Annotated in this window: 16 protein-coding genes and 4 pseudogenes; 14 read left to right on the forward strand and 6 right to left on the reverse strand. The window is 37.8% G+C overall.

Translation table 11 applies throughout. The features are described from left to right. Window positions 1-37 precede the first annotated feature (37 nt). The 9 genes and pseudogenes from HX13_RS19165 to HX13_RS19205 all read left to right on the forward strand — a co-directional run bounded on the left by HX13_RS19165 (window position 38) and on the right by HX13_RS19205 (window position 6,089). Window positions 38-914, forward strand: a pseudogene (locus HX13_RS19165) (pirin family protein). Window positions 915-1,119: 205 nt separating this feature from the next. Then, window positions 1,120-1,432 (forward strand): annotated as a pseudogene (locus tag HX13_RS19170) (GNAT family N-acetyltransferase). 46 nt (window positions 1,433-1,478) lie between these two features. After that, window positions 1,479-2,378 (forward strand): pirin family protein, encoded by a 900-nt coding sequence (locus tag HX13_RS19175; RefSeq protein WP_050022390.1) that lies wholly within the window; start codon window positions 1,479-1,481, stop codon window positions 2,376-2,378. Between the two features lie 24 nt (window positions 2,379-2,402). Next, entirely contained in the window at window positions 2,403-2,939 is a 537-nt protein-coding gene (locus HX13_RS19180) for an NADPH-dependent FMN reductase (protein WP_050022391.1), read from the forward strand. After that, a complete protein-coding gene (locus HX13_RS19185; protein ID WP_050022392.1) occupies window positions 2,932-3,510 on the forward strand; it encodes a TMEM175 family protein in 579 nt (192 codons plus the stop codon). Before HX13_RS19180 ends, HX13_RS19185 begins: the two co-directional genes overlap by 8 nt. 1 nt (window position 3,511) lies before the next feature. Continuing rightward, on the forward strand, window positions 3,512-3,730 hold the full coding sequence (locus tag HX13_RS19190) for a (4Fe-4S)-binding protein (protein ID WP_050022393.1): 219 nt from the start codon (window positions 3,512-3,514) through the stop codon (window positions 3,728-3,730). Then, window positions 3,730-4,125, forward strand: a complete 396-nt coding sequence (locus HX13_RS19195; RefSeq protein WP_050022394.1) for an OsmC family protein — start codon at window positions 3,730-3,732, stop codon at window positions 4,123-4,125. The genes HX13_RS19190 and HX13_RS19195 overlap by 1 nt, the downstream gene beginning before the upstream one ends. 15 nt (window positions 4,126-4,140) lie before the next feature. Continuing rightward, a pseudogene (locus HX13_RS19200) lies at window positions 4,141-4,416 on the forward strand (GNAT family N-acetyltransferase); the annotation flags it as partial. A 112-nt stretch (window positions 4,417-4,528) separates the two neighbouring features. Next, window positions 4,529-6,089, forward strand: a pseudogene (locus HX13_RS19205) (sodium:solute symporter). Between the two features lie 86 nt (window positions 6,090-6,175). Here HX13_RS19205 and HX13_RS19210 read toward each other — a convergent pair. Both HX13_RS19210 and HX13_RS19215 read right to left on the reverse strand, forming a co-directional pair. Then, window positions 6,176-7,858, reverse strand: coding sequence for a reprolysin-like metallopeptidase (locus HX13_RS19210; protein ID WP_128572516.1), 1,683 nt, complete (start codon window positions 7,856-7,858; stop codon window positions 6,176-6,178). 53 nt (window positions 7,859-7,911) lie between these two features. Further along, window positions 7,912-8,406, reverse strand: coding sequence for a hypothetical protein (locus HX13_RS19215; RefSeq protein WP_050022397.1), 495 nt, complete (start codon window positions 8,404-8,406; stop codon window positions 7,912-7,914). 208 nt (window positions 8,407-8,614) lie between these two features. On the opposite strand from HX13_RS19215, the gene HX13_RS19220 reads away from it, so the two are divergent. From HX13_RS19220 to HX13_RS19240, 5 genes are all read left to right on the forward strand, one after another. After that, on the forward strand, window positions 8,615-9,136 hold the full coding sequence (locus HX13_RS19220) for a hypothetical protein (protein ID WP_050022398.1): 522 nt from the start codon (window positions 8,615-8,617) through the stop codon (window positions 9,134-9,136). 107 nt (window positions 9,137-9,243) lie between these two features. Beyond that, complete coding sequence (locus HX13_RS19225) at window positions 9,244-10,098, forward strand: transketolase (protein WP_262483586.1); 855 nt, start codon at window positions 9,244-9,246, stop codon at window positions 10,096-10,098. A gap of 32 nt (window positions 10,099-10,130) precedes the next feature. Further along, window positions 10,131-11,036 carry a hypothetical protein gene (locus tag HX13_RS19230; protein WP_128572517.1) on the forward strand — a complete coding sequence of 302 codons (906 nt, stop codon included), beginning with the start codon at window positions 10,131-10,133 and terminating at the stop codon, window positions 11,034-11,036. A 73-nt stretch (window positions 11,037-11,109) separates the two neighbouring features. Further along, window positions 11,110-11,262, forward strand: coding sequence for a hypothetical protein (locus HX13_RS22660; RefSeq protein ID WP_157837474.1), 153 nt, complete (start codon window positions 11,110-11,112; stop codon window positions 11,260-11,262). Window positions 11,263-11,272: 10 nt separating this feature from the next. Then, complete coding sequence (locus tag HX13_RS19240) at window positions 11,273-12,220, forward strand: transketolase family protein (protein WP_050022402.1); 948 nt, start codon at window positions 11,273-11,275, stop codon at window positions 12,218-12,220. 126 nt (window positions 12,221-12,346) lie between these two features. Here HX13_RS19240 and HX13_RS19245 read toward each other — a convergent pair whose 3' ends face one another. The 4 genes from HX13_RS19245 to HX13_RS24935 form a co-directional block, all read right to left on the reverse strand. Beyond that, on the reverse strand, window positions 12,347-12,724 hold the full coding sequence (locus HX13_RS19245) for a hypothetical protein (RefSeq protein ID WP_050022403.1): 378 nt from the start codon (window positions 12,722-12,724) through the stop codon (window positions 12,347-12,349). Window positions 12,725-12,793: 69 nt separating this feature from the next. Next, entirely contained in the window at window positions 12,794-13,264 is a 471-nt protein-coding gene (locus tag HX13_RS19250) for an Lrp/AsnC family transcriptional regulator (protein ID WP_034682046.1), read from the reverse strand. Between the two features lie 133 nt (window positions 13,265-13,397). Further along, window positions 13,398-15,317 (reverse strand): translocation/assembly module TamB domain-containing protein, encoded by a 1,920-nt coding sequence (locus HX13_RS24930; protein WP_238555524.1) that lies wholly within the window; start codon window positions 15,315-15,317, stop codon window positions 13,398-13,400. After that, the gene (locus HX13_RS24935; RefSeq protein ID WP_238555525.1) at window positions 15,247-18,162 is read right to left on the reverse strand and encodes a hypothetical protein; all 2,916 of its coding nucleotides are present in this window, start codon (window positions 18,160-18,162) and stop codon (window positions 15,247-15,249) included. Before HX13_RS24935 ends, HX13_RS24930 begins: the two co-directional genes overlap by 71 nt. Between the last annotated feature and the right edge of the window lies 1 nt (window position 18,163).

The raw sequence follows: 18,163 nt of genomic DNA on the forward strand, positions 1-18,163 counted from the left end.
GCAATAGTATTTTTGTATCTATAAAATCAACAATATTATGGCAACTAAAAAAGTAGAAATCGTAGTATCTCCAAGACCTGCACATTTTGTAGGCGACGGTTTTAGAGTTCATAATTTTATTCCAGGGGTACATGGATTAGATATGAAAAGAATGGACCCGTTCATTATGCTTGATTATAATTCAAAATTCCATTTTAATGGTTCCGAAACACCAAGAGGTGTAGGTGTTCATCCGCATAGAGGTTTTGAAACAGTAACAATAGCATACAGTGGTAAGGTAGAACATCATGACAGCGCCGGTGGTGGCGGAATCATAGGAGAAGGTGATGTACAATGGATGACTGCTGCCAAAGGAGTTCTTCATAAAGAATATCATGAAACGGAGTGGTCAAAAAAAGGAGGAATCTTTCAAATGGTTCAGCTTTGGGTTAACCTTCCTGCAAAAGATAAGATGAGCCATCCAAAATACCAGGCGATTGAAAACTCCAGTATGGAACGGGTAGATTTAGGAGAAAATGGAATAATAGAAGTGATCGCAGGAGAATATCAGGGTCATAAAGGACCGGCCAGTACTTTCACTCCTGTTCATATGATGAATGCAAAGCTTAAAGCAGGAGGAAAAGCGGAATTTACTTTCCCGGCATCCTTTAATACCGCAGCATTAGTGATTGAAGGAAGTATTATTATTAATGGAGAAGAACACGTTAAAACAGATCATTTCGCTTTGTTTAAAAATGAAGGAGAGACCTTCACTATTGAGGCAAAAGAAGATGCTATTATCCTGATCATCAGTGGAGAGCCTATTAATGAACCGATCTATCCTCACGGGCCTTTTTGTTATGAATTCCCGGGAAGAAATCATGCAGGCATTTGAAGACTTCAACACCGGAAAATTTGGTTACCTTGAAGATTGATAGAATTAAATTTATCTTAATCTTTGATTGTTCCTTTTTTATTAACTTTATATAATTAACAAAGGTGTAAATTTTATTATGCCTAAATAACCAGAATAAATCTCAGGAGCTAAACCTTATAGTTTTTGAAACCTATAAGGTTTAGTCTTCATTACTGATAGAAATTTTACTCCTTAAATATCACAACTTTTTAATCTAAAAAATTATGAAACCTGAATTTGAAAACATCCCTCTCGTAAAAACTGATAAAAGATTTGAAATAGAAGTTAACGGTCATTATGCATTCATTGACTACCGCGAGACAATGCATCAGGTCTCTCTGATTCACACGGAAGCTGAACCGGAGCTGGCAGGAACTGGAGCCGCAGCCGCAGTCGTAGAAAAAACATTACATTATATAGAAGAGAGCGGTAAAAAAACTTTTACCATTCTGTCCTTATGTTTTTGCTTTTATTAAGAAGCATCCGGAATGGAAACGTATCGTGGATGAAAGATTTGAAGGCTATAATAAAATTTAAATCAATCACTTAATATTCAATAAAATTAAAAAATACGTCATTTATTATGTCAAATATTGGACTTATCATAGAGGAGAAAGCAGCAGATATAGGGAATTTCCTGGTAGGAAGGCTTCTTCCTTTCCGTGAGAAAAGAGCGGTAGGACCTTTTGTTTTCATCGATCATATGGGCCCTTCTGAATTAAAGGATTATCAAAATCTTGATGTTCCTCCACATCCCCATATTGGATTGTCTACATTAACATACCTGCTGGAAGGCTCTATTTTCCACAGGGACAGTATCGGAAGTGCCGTTGAAATAAAACCGGGTGCTGTGAATTGGATGACCGCCGGAAAAGGGGTTGTACATTCAGAGAGAACTCCTGAATATTTAAGACACAGTGATAAAAGACTTCACGGATTCCAGATCTGGGTAGGACTTCCCAAGCACCTGGAACAATCGGAGCCTACTTTCCACCATGTTGAAGCTGATGAGATTCCGGTATGGGAGGAAGACGGCATTCAATATAAGCTTATTGCAGGTGAAGCTTTTGGCAGAACCTCTCCGGTACCGGTGCACAGCAAACTGTTTTTTCTGGAAATTAAAACAAAAGAGCCTAAGAAAATAAGCATTGGAAAAGACCTCTACGGGGAGGCAGCAATGTACGTTTTAGATGGAACGGTGACCACTGAAGGAAACTCCTATGGATCCAAACAACTGATGATTGCCAAGGATACTAAACTGTGTGAGTTTGACATGAGTGAAAACGGTACGGTATACCTTTTCGGGGGTGAACCTTTTGATGAGGAACGCTTTATATTCTGGAATTTTGTCAACTCAGATAAAGAAATTATTGATCAGGCTAAAGTAAACTGGAATGATCAGAATCATGATGCATTCCCTCTGGTTCCGGGTGATGAAGAGGAATATGTTCCCCTTCCCAAAGCTATTTTAAACAGAAAATAATATCCTGTACAGAATCATACCACCATGAAAGTATTAGCATTTGCAGGAAGCACCTCTTCCACCTCTATTAACCGGGAACTGGTAAAATTTGTCCTGAAGGATTTCCAGAATGAAGAGCTTAATTTTATTGACCTTAATGACTTTTCAATGCCTGTTTTTTCTGTAGATCTTGAAAAAAAAGGTTTTCCTGATGAAGCTTACCGGTTTCTGAAGGAAATTGAAGAATGCGATGTTATCATCTGTTCCCTTGCCGAGCACAACAGGTCTTACAGCGCCGCTTTTAAAAATATTTTCGACTGGGCATCAAGGATCAATGTAAAAGTTTTTCAAAACAAACCCATGCTTTTAATGAGCACTTCTCCTGGAGGTTACGGGGGCGGGAACGTAATGAACACTGCCAAAACATTTTTCCCCCAGTTTGCAGCAGACATTAAAGAAACTTTTTCACTTCCGAAATTTTATGAAAATTTTGATCTGGAAAATGGAGTAATTAATCCTGAAATGCTGAATGACCTGAAAAGTAAAATAGCAAGTTTTAAAAGCCAGATTACCCATGACTAAGGGAAGATTAGAAGCGTTCAGTGATGGTGTTTTAGCTATCATTATCACGATCATGGTGCTTGAACTCAAGGTTCCGGAGGGCAGCAGCTGGGCAAGTCTCCAACCTATACTTCCCAGATTCCTGGCGTACATTTTCAGCTTCATTTACGTAGGAATTTATTGGAACAATCATCATCATTTATTCCAGACTGTGAAAAAAGTAAACGGCAGTATTCTTTGGGCCAACCTTCATTTATTGTTCTGGCTTTCCCTGATGCCTATTGCTACAGAATGGATAGGAACCTCTCATTTTGCCCAAAACCCTGTTGCCACTTATGGAATAGGACTTATTATGAGCGCCATTGCCTACACCATCCTGGAAAATGTAATCATACGCTGTGAAGGGGAAAACTCTAAGCTAAAAGAGGCAATACATTCTAAATTTAAAGAATATATATCGATCATTTTTTATGTTCTGGGAATCGCTACTTCATTTTTTTATCCTTATATTGCCATAGGTTTTTATTATCTCGTGGCTCTGATATGGCTGATTCCGGACAAAAGAATCGAAAAATCATTAAAAGAAAATTGATATGGAAACACACGAATATACCAATGGTGACATCACAGTCATCTGGAAACCTCAAAAATGTATTCATTCGGCTATTTGCGTAAAAACGCTTCCCAAAGTCTACAATCCTAAAGAAAGACCTTGGATCAAAGCAGAAAATGCAACCTCCGGAGAACTCAGAAAACAAATTGACCTATGCCCTTCCGGAGCATTAAGTTATACATTCAATACAACAAAATAATGGCGGTAACGGTAAAAGCAAGTTTAGGAAAAACAAAATATTATACAGAGGTCACTGCCGGTGAAAATCAAATCATTACTGATGAGCCGGTAGACAAGGGTGGTCAGAATAAAGGGTTTAATCCCTTTGAAATTTTAGCCACTTCCCTGGCAAGCTGTACAGCGGCTACATTAAGAATGTATATAGACAGGAAAGAATGGGAAGTAGAAAACATCAATGTAGAGGTAGAGCTTGAAAATTACCCGCTCACCAAAAGAGCTGTCTTTAAAAGGGATATTACCTTTGATGGAAATCTGGATGATGAGCAGATGAAAAGACTTCACACGATTGCTGATGCATGCCCTGTTCACAAAATATTAACTAACGATATAGAAATATTAACTAAATTCTCATAAACATGATCGAAGTAAAAACAAAACAACGACGACAAACACGGAAGTTTTGAAGCTTTCATAGATGGAAGACGTGCAGGCATGATGACGTATACCTGGGCGGGAGAAGAAAGATTTATTATAGACCACACCGAGGTGGAAGAAGCTTACAACGGAAAAGGTGTAGGAAAAGAAATGCTTTTGGCAGCGGTAGATTTCGCCCGGAAAAATGGAAAAAAAATCATTCCTTTATGTCCGTTTGCTAAGGCAAGCTTCCAGAAAGATGCAGCAATTCAGGATGTTTTGGTGAATTAGCCTTTATTTAACCCTCAAAATATAAAACCTTTCAGAGCAGATCTCCGGAAGGTTTTTTTCTTTTTCAGCAGAACAGAAAAAAACTATATTTGCTAAAATTTAAAATTTCAGCATGAATTCAGGAACTATCCTTTTGCTATTTGTCTTTATCTATTTCATTGGTCTTTTGGTGATTTCTTATTTCACCAGCAGAAATTCTGATAATCAATCATTTTTTATCGGCAATAAAAAGAGCAAATGGTGGCTCGTTGCATTTGGAATGATAGGAACCAGTCTCAGTGGAGTTACCTTTATCTCGGTTCCCGGAACGGTCGGAAAAATGACCGGAACAGAATATATCTATGGAGGATTTGAGTACTATATGATGGTGATCGGATTTTTTATCGGATATTTTATTGTGGCTGCCATATTGCTTCCCCTATATTATAAGATGAACCTCACTTCCATTTATACTTATCTGGGAAAAAGATTTAATGTGGAGGCACATAAAATAGGCTCTATATTCTTTATCATTTCTAGGGCTATTGGTGCAACGGCGAGATTATATCTGGTGGTAAATGTTTTACAGATCTTTTTGCTGGAAGGGCTGGGCGTTCCGTTTTGGGTTACCTCACTTGTTCTTTTACTGATGGTTCTTTTGTATACCTTTGAAGGGGGAGTGAAAACAATCGTAATCACGGATACGCTGCAAACTTCGTTCATGATTATCAGCCTGGTCGCTTGTATTGTATATATTCTATCCAACCTGAATTTATCTTTCGGTGAGGCTTATACTATTTTAGAACAAAAAAACTATACCCATTTTATCAATTCTGATCCTAATTCCAAAACCTTTTTTCTTAAAACCATCTTAGGAGGAATTTTCATTACGATTGCCATGACGGGGCTGGATCAGGAAATGATGCAGAAAAACATTTCTGTTGACAACCTTAAAAATTCCAAAAAAAATATGCTGACTTTTGCAGGAACATTGCTTTTTGTAAATCTTGCTTTCTTATTCCTGGGTGGACTGCTCTACCTTTTTGCATTACAACACGGAGCTGAGTATGGAACGATAAACACTGAAACGGTTGCTCATATTTTCGGATTTAAAGACGCTTCAGGAAATATTAAAAATATCATGGGGGATGACTTATTTCCTGCTTTATCTCTTCAGGGATATTTTCCCATGGCTATTTCAATTATTTTTATCATTGGATTAATTTCAGCACTGTTTCCTTCTGCTGATGGTGCATTGACTGCGGTTACCAGTTCTTATTGTGTAGATCTGTTGAATATCAATGAGGATAAAACCAAAACAGAAAAAGAAAAAAAAACGCGTCCGTATGAAGGTACATTTAACGTTTACAGCTGTTTTCTTCATCTTAATCATGGTTTTTAAAGCACTGAATGATAAATCTATTGTATATCTTATTATGGAAATTGCCGGTTATACGTATGGCCCGCTTTTAGGACTTTTTGCTTTCGGAATCTTTACCAGGTTCAGGATTTCAACAAAACATTCTATTCTTGCAGTAACACTTCTGGCTCCTGTTATTACGTATCTGATCAATCTTGCCGTGACAACTTATACAGACTACCGGATTGGTGTAGAACTGATTGTTCTTAACGGATTGCTGACATTTATCGGCTTATGGCTGATAAAAGATAAACAGCATTTAAAGGTTGTTTAATATACATCATTAAGAGAAGATTATAAAATTAAAAGACCGCTTTCATGTTTGGAAGCGGTCTTTTAAGTAAAGGGAGGGGTTGAACCCTATTCTTTAATCCATTTTATAGTTTTATCTATATTTTCAGACTTAATCTTGATCAGATAATCTCCTTTCACCAATTGGGAGAGGTTGAAAGATCCTATCCTGTCATACCCCGGCTTATTATTCCGCTGATTGAATACCAGCTTTCCACTTACATCATACACTGTAATATCATAGACTTCATTTGAATTGGTAAATTTAATATTCAAAAGACCCTTACTTGGGTTAGGATATATGGCAAATACGTCTTTATTATTTTTTACTTCATCAACAGCCAATACCTGACTAATGGTAAAATTAACCGGATTAATATTAAAGAAAACATTTCCCTCTCCGGCCACCATAATCCTGGCTTGTGTGGTATTCACATTAGGAATAGTGATCACTTCTGAACCATCGTTGGGAGTAGACGCCAAGATCGTGGTAGGATATGTAAGCCCTCCATCGGTGGAAAGTAAAATACTCACATTGGCACAACTTACAGGAGCAGCGGTAGTATTCGCTACGTTCCATGTAATGGTTTGAGATGAGTTGCCTGCCCAGTTTACTGCAGAGCCGGGTGCTGTTACTTGGAACGGACCTGAATTCCCGTCAACCGTTATGGTAGCATCATCATTGGCAACCCCGGCACAGCCGGCATTATTGTCTCTTACTGTCAATCTAAACTCCATAGTTCTTCCGTAAGATGGTAAAATTTCCCCTTTAGGGGTGGTTGTACCGATTAAATCGGTAAGTCTCGGAAAATATCTGTAAGGTACGGTGGTAGGCATAAATGACCTGAACAAAGGAGCATTCAGAGTCGGAAGATTCCAGTCTCCGGCAGGACCGGTATCATTCTGCTCCCAGCAATAGGTAAGTGCGTTGTTTTCAGCATCAGTGGCTGAGCCGGTCAGCTTAAACGGAGTACCTTTTGGTATGGTATAATTGTTTCCTGCATTTACAACAGGGGCGGTATTAGGAACAGGCGTTGTTACCTGGCATGTTGTTGATTGAACTTTTGTCGTAATAGACTGGAATGAACGGGTGTGAAAAATAGGAATACTATTGGCTGCCAGGTTATTGGTAGCTCCACAAATTCCCGCGTAAGCCATAATGGTAATTCCACTTCCCGGTTCTACAGCATTGGCTGAACTGCGGTTCCCGTTACAGTTTCCTGTTATCGCATTAAAGGTATGAGGGCCTCCAAACTGGTGTCCTACTTCATGTGCTACATAATCAATATCATAAGGATCTCCTACAGGATTAGATGAACCGGTAATTCCCCTGGCTTTACTCGCATTGTTACAAATAGAGCCTAATTGGGCTAATCCACCTCCGCCAGTGCTGAATGTATGTCCTATATCATAATTGGCATTTCCTATCAAAGCATCAATCTGGGTCTGGCTTTCATTGATTAACATATTGGCATTATTATTTCCGGTAAAAGGATCGGTATCAGAATTGGTAAAGATAACGTTGGTTTCATTATCTACCAATATGAGCCTGGAAGCCACCTCCTGCTCATATACTCCGTTTACTCTGTTTACGGTCGTTATAATAGCTGAAAGAGTTTGTGCAATAGTAGGTGTAGCAAGTCCCGTAGCTGCCTTTGCATACTCTCCCGTGCAGGCTACTGCCAGTCTGAAAATTCTAATTTGAGTTCCTACGCTTGGTGTAACGCTTCTTTGCGCGCTTTTTTTTTTCAAATTGATGTTCTTCGTCCTGCGTTCCACAGGTTCTTGGATTTTTATCAATAAGATCAGCTTTTTTTATAAACGATATAATTGTTAATATCAGTTTTTGCATAAGGATCAATGTAGGTATCGCCCTTCACCACGGATTTTATCTGGGCATGAAATCCTAATTCTGTCAGATCCAGTTTTACTGTAGCATAGCGGTCGTCCACTCCCTGTCCCGTTAAGGTAATAAGCTGGGGAAACTGACTGGCTAATTTCGGAGCCATTACTGAGGATTTCCAGATTTTAAATTTTGCTTTTGTTCCGTCAGGCATAGGAAGTACAATAACCGGTGCATTGTTTTTAAGATCATGATCTGCCAACTCCGGAACTGAAGCAAAGTAATTTCTTATTCTTTCCACATCCAATCTATAGGTAAGGAACTTTTCGGGTTGTACCGTTCTGTTTTTAGAATCCGTTCTAATAGACCTCTCACTGACCGGTGTAAAAAAATCCTGTCCTTTTCCAAAAAACAAGAATAAGAGGAATATTCCTGAAAATAGTTTTTTAATTTTCATAGTGATTATATTAAGCTGTAAAATAAAGATATGAAAAATTTAAAAAAGTAAAGAATTAAAAGACAAACAATTGCAAATTTTATTTAAAATACACAATTATTAATAGTCAAATCCGGATATTATCCAATTCAAAGCAATTATGATTTCTTCATAAAATTCATCTTTTCTGACTATCTTTGAAGCATAATAACTTATTAAATAAAAAACTATGAAAAAAATTATTTCCTTTTTCATTTTTGCACTGTCTTTCGGTCTCATGCATGCCCAGGAAAATTTTGAAGTTTCCACTTTAAGAATCGGGCCCTATAAGGTTTTCATGCCGCAAATTGAAGCCGAAAAAATTGCCGGAATAAAGCTAAAGCCTACAGATGGTGAAAAAAAGAATATAGTACAATACAATGGTGAATCTATCCAGGTGGAAATTTTTAATAACTATATTAATGAAGCCAATCCCAGCGTACCCTCGATTACTTATATGCTTACCACCAGTAAAAAGTTTAAAACCAAAAGCGGGATAGGGGTCGGAAGTACAAGAGATGACCTTATCAACGCTTACCGGAATTATCCTAACTTCAGCGTACGTCCTGAATGGGATGATAAAATGCAGAAACCTGTAAAAGATTCCGGGTATTTTACCCTGGAGGATAGCCAGGCCGGAACACAGCTGACTTTTAAATTTATTAATAATATAGTCACAGAAATTTCTGTTTACCTCAATGAAGGCTGTTAAAAAAGAGAAAATAATACAATCATTCAAAATCCGGGTCTTAAAACCCGGATTTTTGCATTTCCATAAGCCGCTAAAAAATTGTAAATTCGCGTGCAAATAAATCAGATATAATGAGTAAAAGTATTGAAGAGTTAAAATCTCTTACTACGCAGATCAGAAGAGACATTTTAAGAATGGTTCACGCTGTTAATTCAGGACACCCGGGTGGAAGTTTAGGATGTACAGAATTCTTTACAGCACTTTACGGAAAGGTGATGAACTATCATCTTCCTTTTACCATGGAGGGTAAAAATGAAGATCATTTTTATTTATCAAACGGGCACATTTCACCAGTGTACTACTCTACTCTGGCAAGATTCGGATTCTTTCCGGTAGAAGAGCTGAGCACGTTCAGAAAACTGGATTCGAGATTACAGGGACACCCAACTACCCATGAAGGTCTTCCGGGGATCAGAATCGCTTCAGGTTCTCTTGGACAAGGACTTTCTGTAGCGCTTGGTGTTGCTCAGGGAAAAAAACTGGATGGAGACAAGTCGCTTGTGTACTCCCTTCACGGAGACGGAGAGCTTCAGGAAGGTCAAATCTGGGAAGCTTTAATGTATGCTGCCGGTAAAAAAGTAGACAACATTATTTCTACTATTGATTACAACGGACGCCAGATTGACGGTGATACTGATGATGTATTAACCTTAGGAGATCTTCATGCCAAACTTGAGGCATTCGGATGGATTGTTTTGGAAGAAAAGAACGGTAATGACCTGGAAGCAGTAATTGGTATTCTTGAAAGAGCAAAAGCAGAAACAGGAAAAGAAAAACCTGTAGCTATTATTCTTCATACAGAAATGGGTTACGGAGTAGATTATATGATGGGATCTCATGCATGGCACGGAAAAGCTCCTAACGACGAGCAACTGGAAACAGCTTTCAAACAATTGTATTTAGAAGCCCCTGCTGATTACTAGTATCTTTAAAAAATCAGACCATTTAAATTTTCATGAAAAAGTTCATATTTATTTGCCTTCTTACAAGTTTTGTTATTGGAATGGCTCAGGAAAAGAGAATCTCTTTTACAAAAGAGTTCACCTACCGGGTTGTAGGCAATAATCCCGGCACTCCTTTAGTAAAAATGTATGTAAGCAGCAATAATGAATTTCTTTCTACTGTCAGTTTTAAGGATTTTCCGATGTATTTCTTTACTGATGCTTTAGCCACAAGCCCTGTAGGTATGGAAATGAACAACCGCCTTAGTGGATATGGGGCAGGGAGCTATTTCTTTGGTGCAGTATCATCCGCTTATTCAGAAGATGATTATGCTTTAGAATCCAAAAAACTGAATACCAGGGAAACAGTATTGGGTATGCCTTGTACTCATTATCTTATTAATTTCAGATCAAAGAAAGAAACTTTTACGCGTGAAAATGATTTTCTGAAAGTTTGTATTGATGAAGCCTCTCCCTATAACAGCTTCACTGTTTTTAACGGGTTGCTGAAACAGTATCTTAGTATTCCCAAACTTGAAAAAAGCAGCTTGAAAGGGTTGATTTTAAAACTGGCCCCGGAAAAGGATTATGATAAAGAATATCTTGTATTGAAATCTGTTTCGGATTCTAAAGACTTTGTTCTTATTGATCATAAAAAGATCATCACGGATCAGCAAAGAAAGCATGATTCAATAATGATTGCCTACAAAAAACAACAGGATGAGTATAATAATAGGGCAGACTCGGCTGTAGTGGCTGCAGATTCTACCATGGTATCAGATTCTGATGATTACATCTATATCCCGGACTATGCATCCGAATATAAAAAAAATCACCAGGAGGATGGAAATCTGGCTATTCATACTCTGTCTAATGTTAAACTCTGGAAGGGATTACCTCAACATTGTAAAAATTTTTGAGAAAGAACTTCCCAAGTTCAATCATAAAGAATTACAGGGGCATTTAAAAAATTATGTGGGGCAAATATGTGATATGTACCTTACACAATCCAACTACCATACAGTGGGAATCAAAATTACGTTAGATGAAATACGACGTGAGGTACTCTACCTTAACGAAATTCATGAAAAACTTGATGCTTCTGATAAAAAGAAATTAAACAATTATTTAAAAAATCTCGATTAAAAAAATAAAAATGAAATATACATATACAGAAAAAAAGGATACTCGTTCAGGATTCGGAGCCGGATTAGCTGAGCTCGCTGATAAAAATCCCAATGTAGTAGCATTATGTGCAGACCTTATCGGTTCTTTAAAAATGGAGAAATTCATTGAAAAAGCTCCGGAAAGATTCTTCCAGGTGGGTATTGCTGAAGCCAACATGATGGGACTTGCAGCAGGTCTTAGCATTACGGGAAAGATCCCTTTCACCGGAACTTTTGCTAACTTCTCTACCTCAAGGGTGTATGACCAGATTCGTCAGTCTATTGCTTATTCCGGAAAGAATGTAAAAATATGTGCGTCTCATGCCGGCCTTACCTTAGGGGAAGATGGAGCTACTCACCAGGTTTTGGAAGATATCGGTATGATGAAAATGCTTCCGGGAATGACTGTTATCAATCCTTGTGACTACAACCAGACAAAAGCAGCTACTATTGCTATTGCAGATTTTGAAGGTCCTGTATATTTAAGATTCGGAAGGCCTACTGTTCCTGTATTCATGCCTGAAGATATGCCTTTCGAAATCGGAAAAGGAATTATGTTGCAGGAAGGTACCGACGTAACGATTGTTGCAACCGGACACCTTGTATGGGAGTCTCTTGTAGCAGCTGACGAGCTTGAAAAAGAAGGAATTTCCTGCGAAGTGATCAATATTCACACCATCAAACCATTGGATGAGGAAATCATCTTAAAATCTGTTGAAAAAACCGGTAAAATTGTAACGGCTGAGGAGCACAACTACCTTGGAGGTTTAGGAGAATCCATTGCCGGAATGCTGGCAAGAAGAAGACCTACAAGACAGGAATTCGTAGCGGTAAATGATACTTTCGGAGAATCTGCAACGCCTGCTGAACTTATGAAGAAATATAAAATTGATGCTGCAGCTGTAAAAGAAGCTGTAAAAAGGGTTTTAGCTAACTAAGACAATTATAAATCTACATAAAACTACGGCTGGTTCTTCGAACCAGCCGTAGTTTTTTATCTTAAAGGAACTTCCGGAATTTATTAAAATAACCGGTAATGCTCTCTTGTGGGCTTTAAAATTTGCTTATTTAAAAAACTTCCATTTGGGAATAATGGCAAGCATTCCGAATCCTGTAAACAGGAAAAGATTGGTGACATCGGTGTACAGAAATGTTGACAGATAATAGTTATGCATAAAGAAATGCAGTACCAGAAGAGCCGGAAACATAAAGATTCCGATTTTCCTGTAGAAAAACATCAACACCAATCCTATCATCATCAGCAGATCAATAGAAAAGATAATATAAAAATACCATCTTGGAATATCCAGGTATTCATGCTGCAAATATTCATCCACATCAATTCCTAATCCCATTATGGTAAATAACATTAAAGCAGCAAAGGCCAATACAAAACCCCATCCTTTCTTCGGATCTTCGTCAAAATAGCTGTATTCTTCCATAGGTACAAAAATAAAGAACTTATGAGAGATTTCATAAGTTCTTTTATAATTATTCGTTTAAAATTTGAATTAAATAGAGATAGCGTTGATCAGTCTGTTTTTATCACTTAGGTACTCTTCCATAGAAATCATACTTTCAGTTCTCATTACATCCTGAATATCATCGATCTGATAAATAATTCTTTTAGCATCATCTGTATTCTTAGCTCTTACTTTACAGAAAATATTATATTTCCCGGAAATAACGCTAGCCTCGATTACGTTAGGAATAGTTGACAATTCTTTCAATACTTCCTGAGTACGGTTTGATTTTGTCAAAAGAATTCCGATAAAAGCCGTAAAGTGATAGTCCAGCTTACCATAATCGATGTTAAGAGATGATCCCAAAATAATACCTGCATCTTCCATCTTTTTCACTCTTACGTGAATTGTTCCAGCAGAAACATCCATCTGCTTTGCAATTTCAGTAAAAGGCATTCTTGTGTTTTCTACTAAGAAATCAAGAATCTTCTTGTCTATTTCGTCCAGTTGATAGTTCATATTAGTTAAATTACAATTTTCTTAAAAAATCTATGTATTTTTTGCAAATTTATAAAAAATAATTTAACTAAAAAATTATATCAAATATTAACAATAATTAACACAGATGATAAAAATCATTAAAATATTACGATTATTTACCATTCGATTTTGTAGAATCTGTTTTTATTTCCGTTTTATTGTCAGAAGCTTTTTTATCTTTTTTCTTCTTTTTAAATAAAGAATTAAAGCTTTTACTCCACACAATCCCCCCTCCATACGCCTGATTAGCAGAACCGTTTGTACTTACCATCCCGATATTGGTAGGCTTGGAATAGGCACGTATAACAAGGGAGCCGTCATTCTTTTTAGAAAGGTCATACTCTACAGAACCTTCCCCTGAAAGATAATTGTTCTGGGTATTGTCAGTTTTGGACAAAGGAATTCCCAACCCGGTTTTTATATTAATTCTCGGCGAAAGGGCTACACTCACTCCGGCATTGGCTCTGTCTCCTATGCTTGAGTTCTGATCTCCTTTCACATAATTCAGGTCGATCTGGAATTCATTACTCATGGTATTCAAAACGGACCCCAATTGTTTCAGAAGCATATTGTATCCGGATGATTCTGCCACGTTCCCCACATTCACATCTACCCCTCCGCTATTGGATACATTGAAGGTACTCAGCAGGAGAACTGATCCGAACTGAAGAACCTTTTCTCCTTCCTGGCTCATTTTAGCAGCCAGTGTTTCTCTTACCTGGCTGGAAACATCTAAAGCGGTCACGTCAAGATCAATCTTTGGGTCTACCAACGACTGACTGATGTGGGCTTGCAGCAAAATACTGATCGGTTGTAGTTTACCCATACTCAGATATTCTCCCACGTTGGAAACCATTCTTACATAATTGGCATTAATATCCAACGCAGGTTTCATAGCATCCCCATCCCATCTGATACTACTATTCTTCTCAATCTGGAATGTTTTATTAAGGATGGCTTTAGAGACAAATGTTCCGTTATCTACTTTATAGGTTCCGTTCATTGCAATATTTCCCTGTCTGTTCATCTGGAATTTCAAAGGATCAGCAGTACCTTTTACTGTGATATTCCCCACATCATCACCCACCAGTACATTCACGGTAGTTCCTTTATCTACCGCCAGGTTAAAGTCGACATTCATATTGGCCCCTGTTTTTTTCTTCTCTTCCAGCGTTACCAAACCATCTTTTCCTTCTTTCAGGAACCTCAGCATTTTAAACTCTTCAACATTAGAGGTAGAACTGGAATTGAAAGTAAATGTACTTCCGTTAAGCGCCTTCATATTAGGAGTGGTAATGCTTAGGCCTGAAACCGGACCGTCCACATAAAGATCTCCCTGTCCGTAGACTCTTCCCCAGAACAAATCGTAATCTTTCTGAGTTGTATTCAGCATTAGCAGGTTATCAGCCCTCATTACCAGGGATACCCCCATAGAAGATAACGTCTCAAACTGGATTGCCCCGGAAATATTTCCTTTGGAGTTTGATCTTCCATCATGCACTTCAATGTTGTTGAGAATCGCAAGCCCTTTGGTTAATTGAATGACTGTATCATCAAATGAATAATCTACTCCTGTAAACAATAATTTTAAACCAAAATCTTTTAAAGCAATATCTCCGTTATAATCAAGGTTTTTGAGCTTCCCGTTGATTTTAAGGTCTCCCGTTGCCTTTCCTCTCATGTTCCCGAAAATAGATTGTACAAACTGTTGTGTAAATGCCAGGTCAAAGTCACGCATCTGGGCAGTCAGATCTATATCAGGAGAAGAAGTATTGTTATTTACTGTACCGGTCACATCCAGTGAATTATTTCCCAGCGCTCCTGCTGAATGTACTTTGATATCAATATCATAAACATTTAACGAGAATCCGTTGGTAGCAGATATGGTAATATCCCCCATATCATTGCCATTCATCTTAATATCATCAATGGTAAGGTCTACCAAAGGCTGCAAAGTACTCTTATCCATTTTGATTTTTACACTTCCATTGGCAAGGCCCTGTATATCCATTCCATTTCCTCCGGATTGCATTTCCAGAAGTTTTTTCTATAGAAAAATCATTGATATCGGCATCTACATAAAAATCTTTGGCTGATTTAAATTGGGCTTCTTTAATAAATAAGGCGCTTTTATCTGAGTAAATCCGTAAATTTCTGATATCAAAATCTCCTGTTTTCTTTTGATATGTAATAGAATGATTAAGCTCCGGGCTTGTATCTATAGCCCAGGTCACCTCGTTGAATTTTACTTCAGTAGGTTCAAATTTAAAGACATAATCACCCTGAGCATTGGTAGACTGATCCACATTGATTGCATATTCTTTAAGTTTATCCTCAGATTCATCCGCAGGACTTCCATGTTTAAATACAGTTGATAAATGCAGGGTTGTGCTGTTTTCGTTATTTCCTTTAAGTTCGAAATCTTTAATCACATTTTTATTGTACTCCAGCCTGGATATTTTCGCATACAGCTGCTGATTTAGGCTGGCAGTATTAATTCTTACTTTAACACTGTCAATCAGAGCACTATCCCGGCTGATATTCTTCCTGTCATTAACTTTATAGTCGGGATTAGAACTCGCTAAAGCTTTATCGGCATCTGTAATTTCATCTTCTTTGGTCATGATATACTTTAATGCGGCTGCATCAAGATTCAGGATCAGATTATTGGAATCCCCGTTATACTCTCCTTCCACCTTAGCTCCTTTAGGAAGCCTCAGATCAGGCAGAAAATAATTGACTAAGCCTTGCTGCACATCAAAATTCAAAGTAAAATTCTGTCCTCTGTACAGTTTTCTAGGGGGCGGGCCTACCAGTATTTTTCCAACTCCGTTTTCCACCATTCCGGCAAGATCAGCCAGGCTATATCTTCCGGATATCTTTCCTGTGGCAGCTCCCGGAGCATCCACATCAATTACTCTTCCTCCTGCATCTACAAAAGTCTTTAGCCTGGCGTTAGGAATAGTGTATTTTTGAGTAGCTGTAGCAAAATTAAGATTATTGGCATCGACATCTAATGTAAGATCATTAATAGATGACATTGACATCTTCCCCACAACCTGCCCGCTTACAATCTGATTGCCCGGTTTACCGGTAAAATAGTTCATGTTCAGGTAACTGACATCAGCATTCACATCCATCGCAATTTTAGAGGTACTGAAATCAATAAGGCCTTTAACATTGGCTTTAGCCTGCTCATCATTGACAGTAATAAGCCCGTTATATTTTTTGTGATCCAGCAACCCGTCCAGGTAAAGATTATTAATTACCTTATCCATGATTTCAATGCTGGCAATCTGGGATTTCGTAGTAAGACGCATGGTATTAACATCAAAGCTCTGTCCATTCAGATCGAACTTACCGGAAATTAGCCCTACTGTTTTATTTTTGGTAATTACAGAAGTATTAAGATCCTTTACCTCAAGATACCCAGTATACTTAGGCATTGCAGTGCTATAACCCGTAAGAGAAAGCTTTGAGATTTTTGCCTGGCCGATCCCTGTCAATAAGTTTCCGCTTTCTACATAAACCTGATTCGGGTCTACTTTCGCCGTTCCGTTGTATTTTAACTTCCCGAAATCATCTGCAAAGTTTTTCATTTTACTGGAAATAAAGGTAGGCATCATCGCCTTTAAATCTTTATAAGTAAAGTCTGTAGAAAGATCTTTTGTTTCAATAGAAAAGTGTCCTTTCAACAGATTGTCAACTTTCATGGTTTTCGTAGCAATATTAACATCCGGATTTCTGATCAGAAAGTTTTCAAGATGGAATTTATTTAAAGGTCCTGTCATTTTCCCTGACAGGTTGAAAGGTTTAATATTATCCCAATTGGTTACAAAATAGCTGATATCATACCCACTCATCTGGCTTCCCTGCTTAATATTCATATCCCAACGTACCTTATCAGCAAAGTCAGACCATGAACCGTCATGAAGATTGAATTTAATATCTCCCTGAAGTAAAGTGTGGTCTGTATTTAAAGTAAGATCTTTTAATGATAAAAATTGATGTGTTAAGGAAAGTTCCGTTGAAAATGTGTCTACAAAGTGAGATTTTCCCCATCTGGAAGTAACGAAAGACATATTATTAATCAATGCAGAAACATTCGGACCATTAACTTTTACGTTGGGAGCTTTTAAGTTAAATCCGGTTGCAACAAGCCATTTTCCGGCCTCTCCCGGAGAATTTTCGTTTACAATCGATACTTTGGAATCAATAATCTGTACCCTCGAGTCCAATTGAAAAGGAGGCTTATTCGGATCTCTTTTCTTTCCGTTATCGAAAAGCTGGGTGAATCTTATAAAATTGGCAATACTGTCTCCCTTATAGGTGATTACTTTAATATCAGCATTCACAAGCGTAAGGGCATTGAAGCTTAAAGAATTACTATTTCCGGAAATTGCATTTACCGCAAGGGAAATCCAATCTGAATCAGCACGGAATTCTCGGGCAGTAATAAAATCAAAACCTTTATAGTCTTTAACTTTAAGCCCTTTTATCGTAACATCACCGAAATAGTTAACATCTACACTTTCTGTAGAAAAACCGGCTTTAAAATCCTGGTTAACAATCTTGAGTGCCTGATCTGCAGCCCATTGTTTGGTGACAGGAAGATTAATAACAACAAATACACTTGCTACCAGAAAAAGTCCCAGCCAAAAAAGAATCAAAAGGAGTTTTGCCCACCATGAATAACTGACAACGTCTTTCATTGCCTGTTTTCCAAATTCTTCAGCCGTTTCTACAGGATGATGAATGGCATCTGAAGCCAGTTCAGAAGCCTCCTTTACTGTTTCCCGGACTTTTCCCTCAACATTCTCAACAGTTTTTTGTACCTGATCCCCTAGGTTTTCAGCTACTGATTTTTTTATTCTCATT

This window comes from Chryseobacterium sp. P1-3, assembly GCF_000738495.1.
In the GTDB taxonomy this organism is placed as follows: domain Bacteria; phylum Bacteroidota; class Bacteroidia; order Flavobacteriales; family Weeksellaceae; genus Chryseobacterium; species Chryseobacterium gallinarum.

Excerpts from the sequence above, each read along its gene's own strand:
- HX13_RS19175 (WP_050022390.1), top strand. The coding sequence starts at position 1,479 with ATGTCAAATATTGGACTTATCATAGAGGAGAAAGCAGCAGATATAGGG.
- HX13_RS19180 (WP_050022391.1), top strand. The coding sequence starts at position 2,403 with ATGAAAGTATTAGCATTTGCAGGAAGCACCTCTTCCACCTCTATTAAC.
- HX13_RS19185 (WP_050022392.1), top strand. The coding sequence starts at position 2,932 with ATGACTAAGGGAAGATTAGAAGCGTTCAGTGATGGTGTTTTAGCTATC.
- HX13_RS19190 (WP_050022393.1), top strand. The coding sequence starts at position 3,512 with ATGGAAACACACGAATATACCAATGGTGACATCACAGTCATCTGGAAA.
- HX13_RS19195 (WP_050022394.1), top strand. The coding sequence starts at position 3,730 with ATGGCGGTAACGGTAAAAGCAAGTTTAGGAAAAACAAAATATTATACA.
- HX13_RS19215 (WP_050022397.1), bottom strand. The coding sequence starts at position 8,406 with ATGAAAATTAAAAAACTATTTTCAGGAATATTCCTCTTATTCTTGTTT.
- HX13_RS19220 (WP_050022398.1), top strand. The coding sequence starts at position 8,615 with ATGAAAAAAATTATTTCCTTTTTCATTTTTGCACTGTCTTTCGGTCTC.
- HX13_RS19230 (WP_128572517.1), top strand. The coding sequence starts at position 10,131 with ATGAAAAAGTTCATATTTATTTGCCTTCTTACAAGTTTTGTTATTGGA.
- HX13_RS22660 (WP_157837474.1), top strand. The coding sequence starts at position 11,110 with ATGTACCTTACACAATCCAACTACCATACAGTGGGAATCAAAATTACG.
- HX13_RS19240 (WP_050022402.1), top strand. The coding sequence starts at position 11,273 with ATGAAATATACATATACAGAAAAAAAGGATACTCGTTCAGGATTCGGA.
- HX13_RS19245 (WP_050022403.1), bottom strand. The coding sequence starts at position 12,724 with ATGGAAGAATACAGCTATTTTGACGAAGATCCGAAGAAAGGATGGGGT.
- HX13_RS19250 (WP_034682046.1), bottom strand. The coding sequence starts at position 13,264 with ATGAACTATCAACTGGACGAAATAGACAAGAAGATTCTTGATTTCTTA.
- HX13_RS24930 (WP_238555524.1), bottom strand. The coding sequence starts at position 15,317 with ATGCAATCCGGAGGAAATGGAATGGATATACAGGGCCTTGCCAATGGA.
- HX13_RS24935 (WP_238555525.1), bottom strand. The coding sequence starts at position 18,162 with ATGAGAATAAAAAAATCAGTAGCTGAAAACCTAGGGGATCAGGTACAA.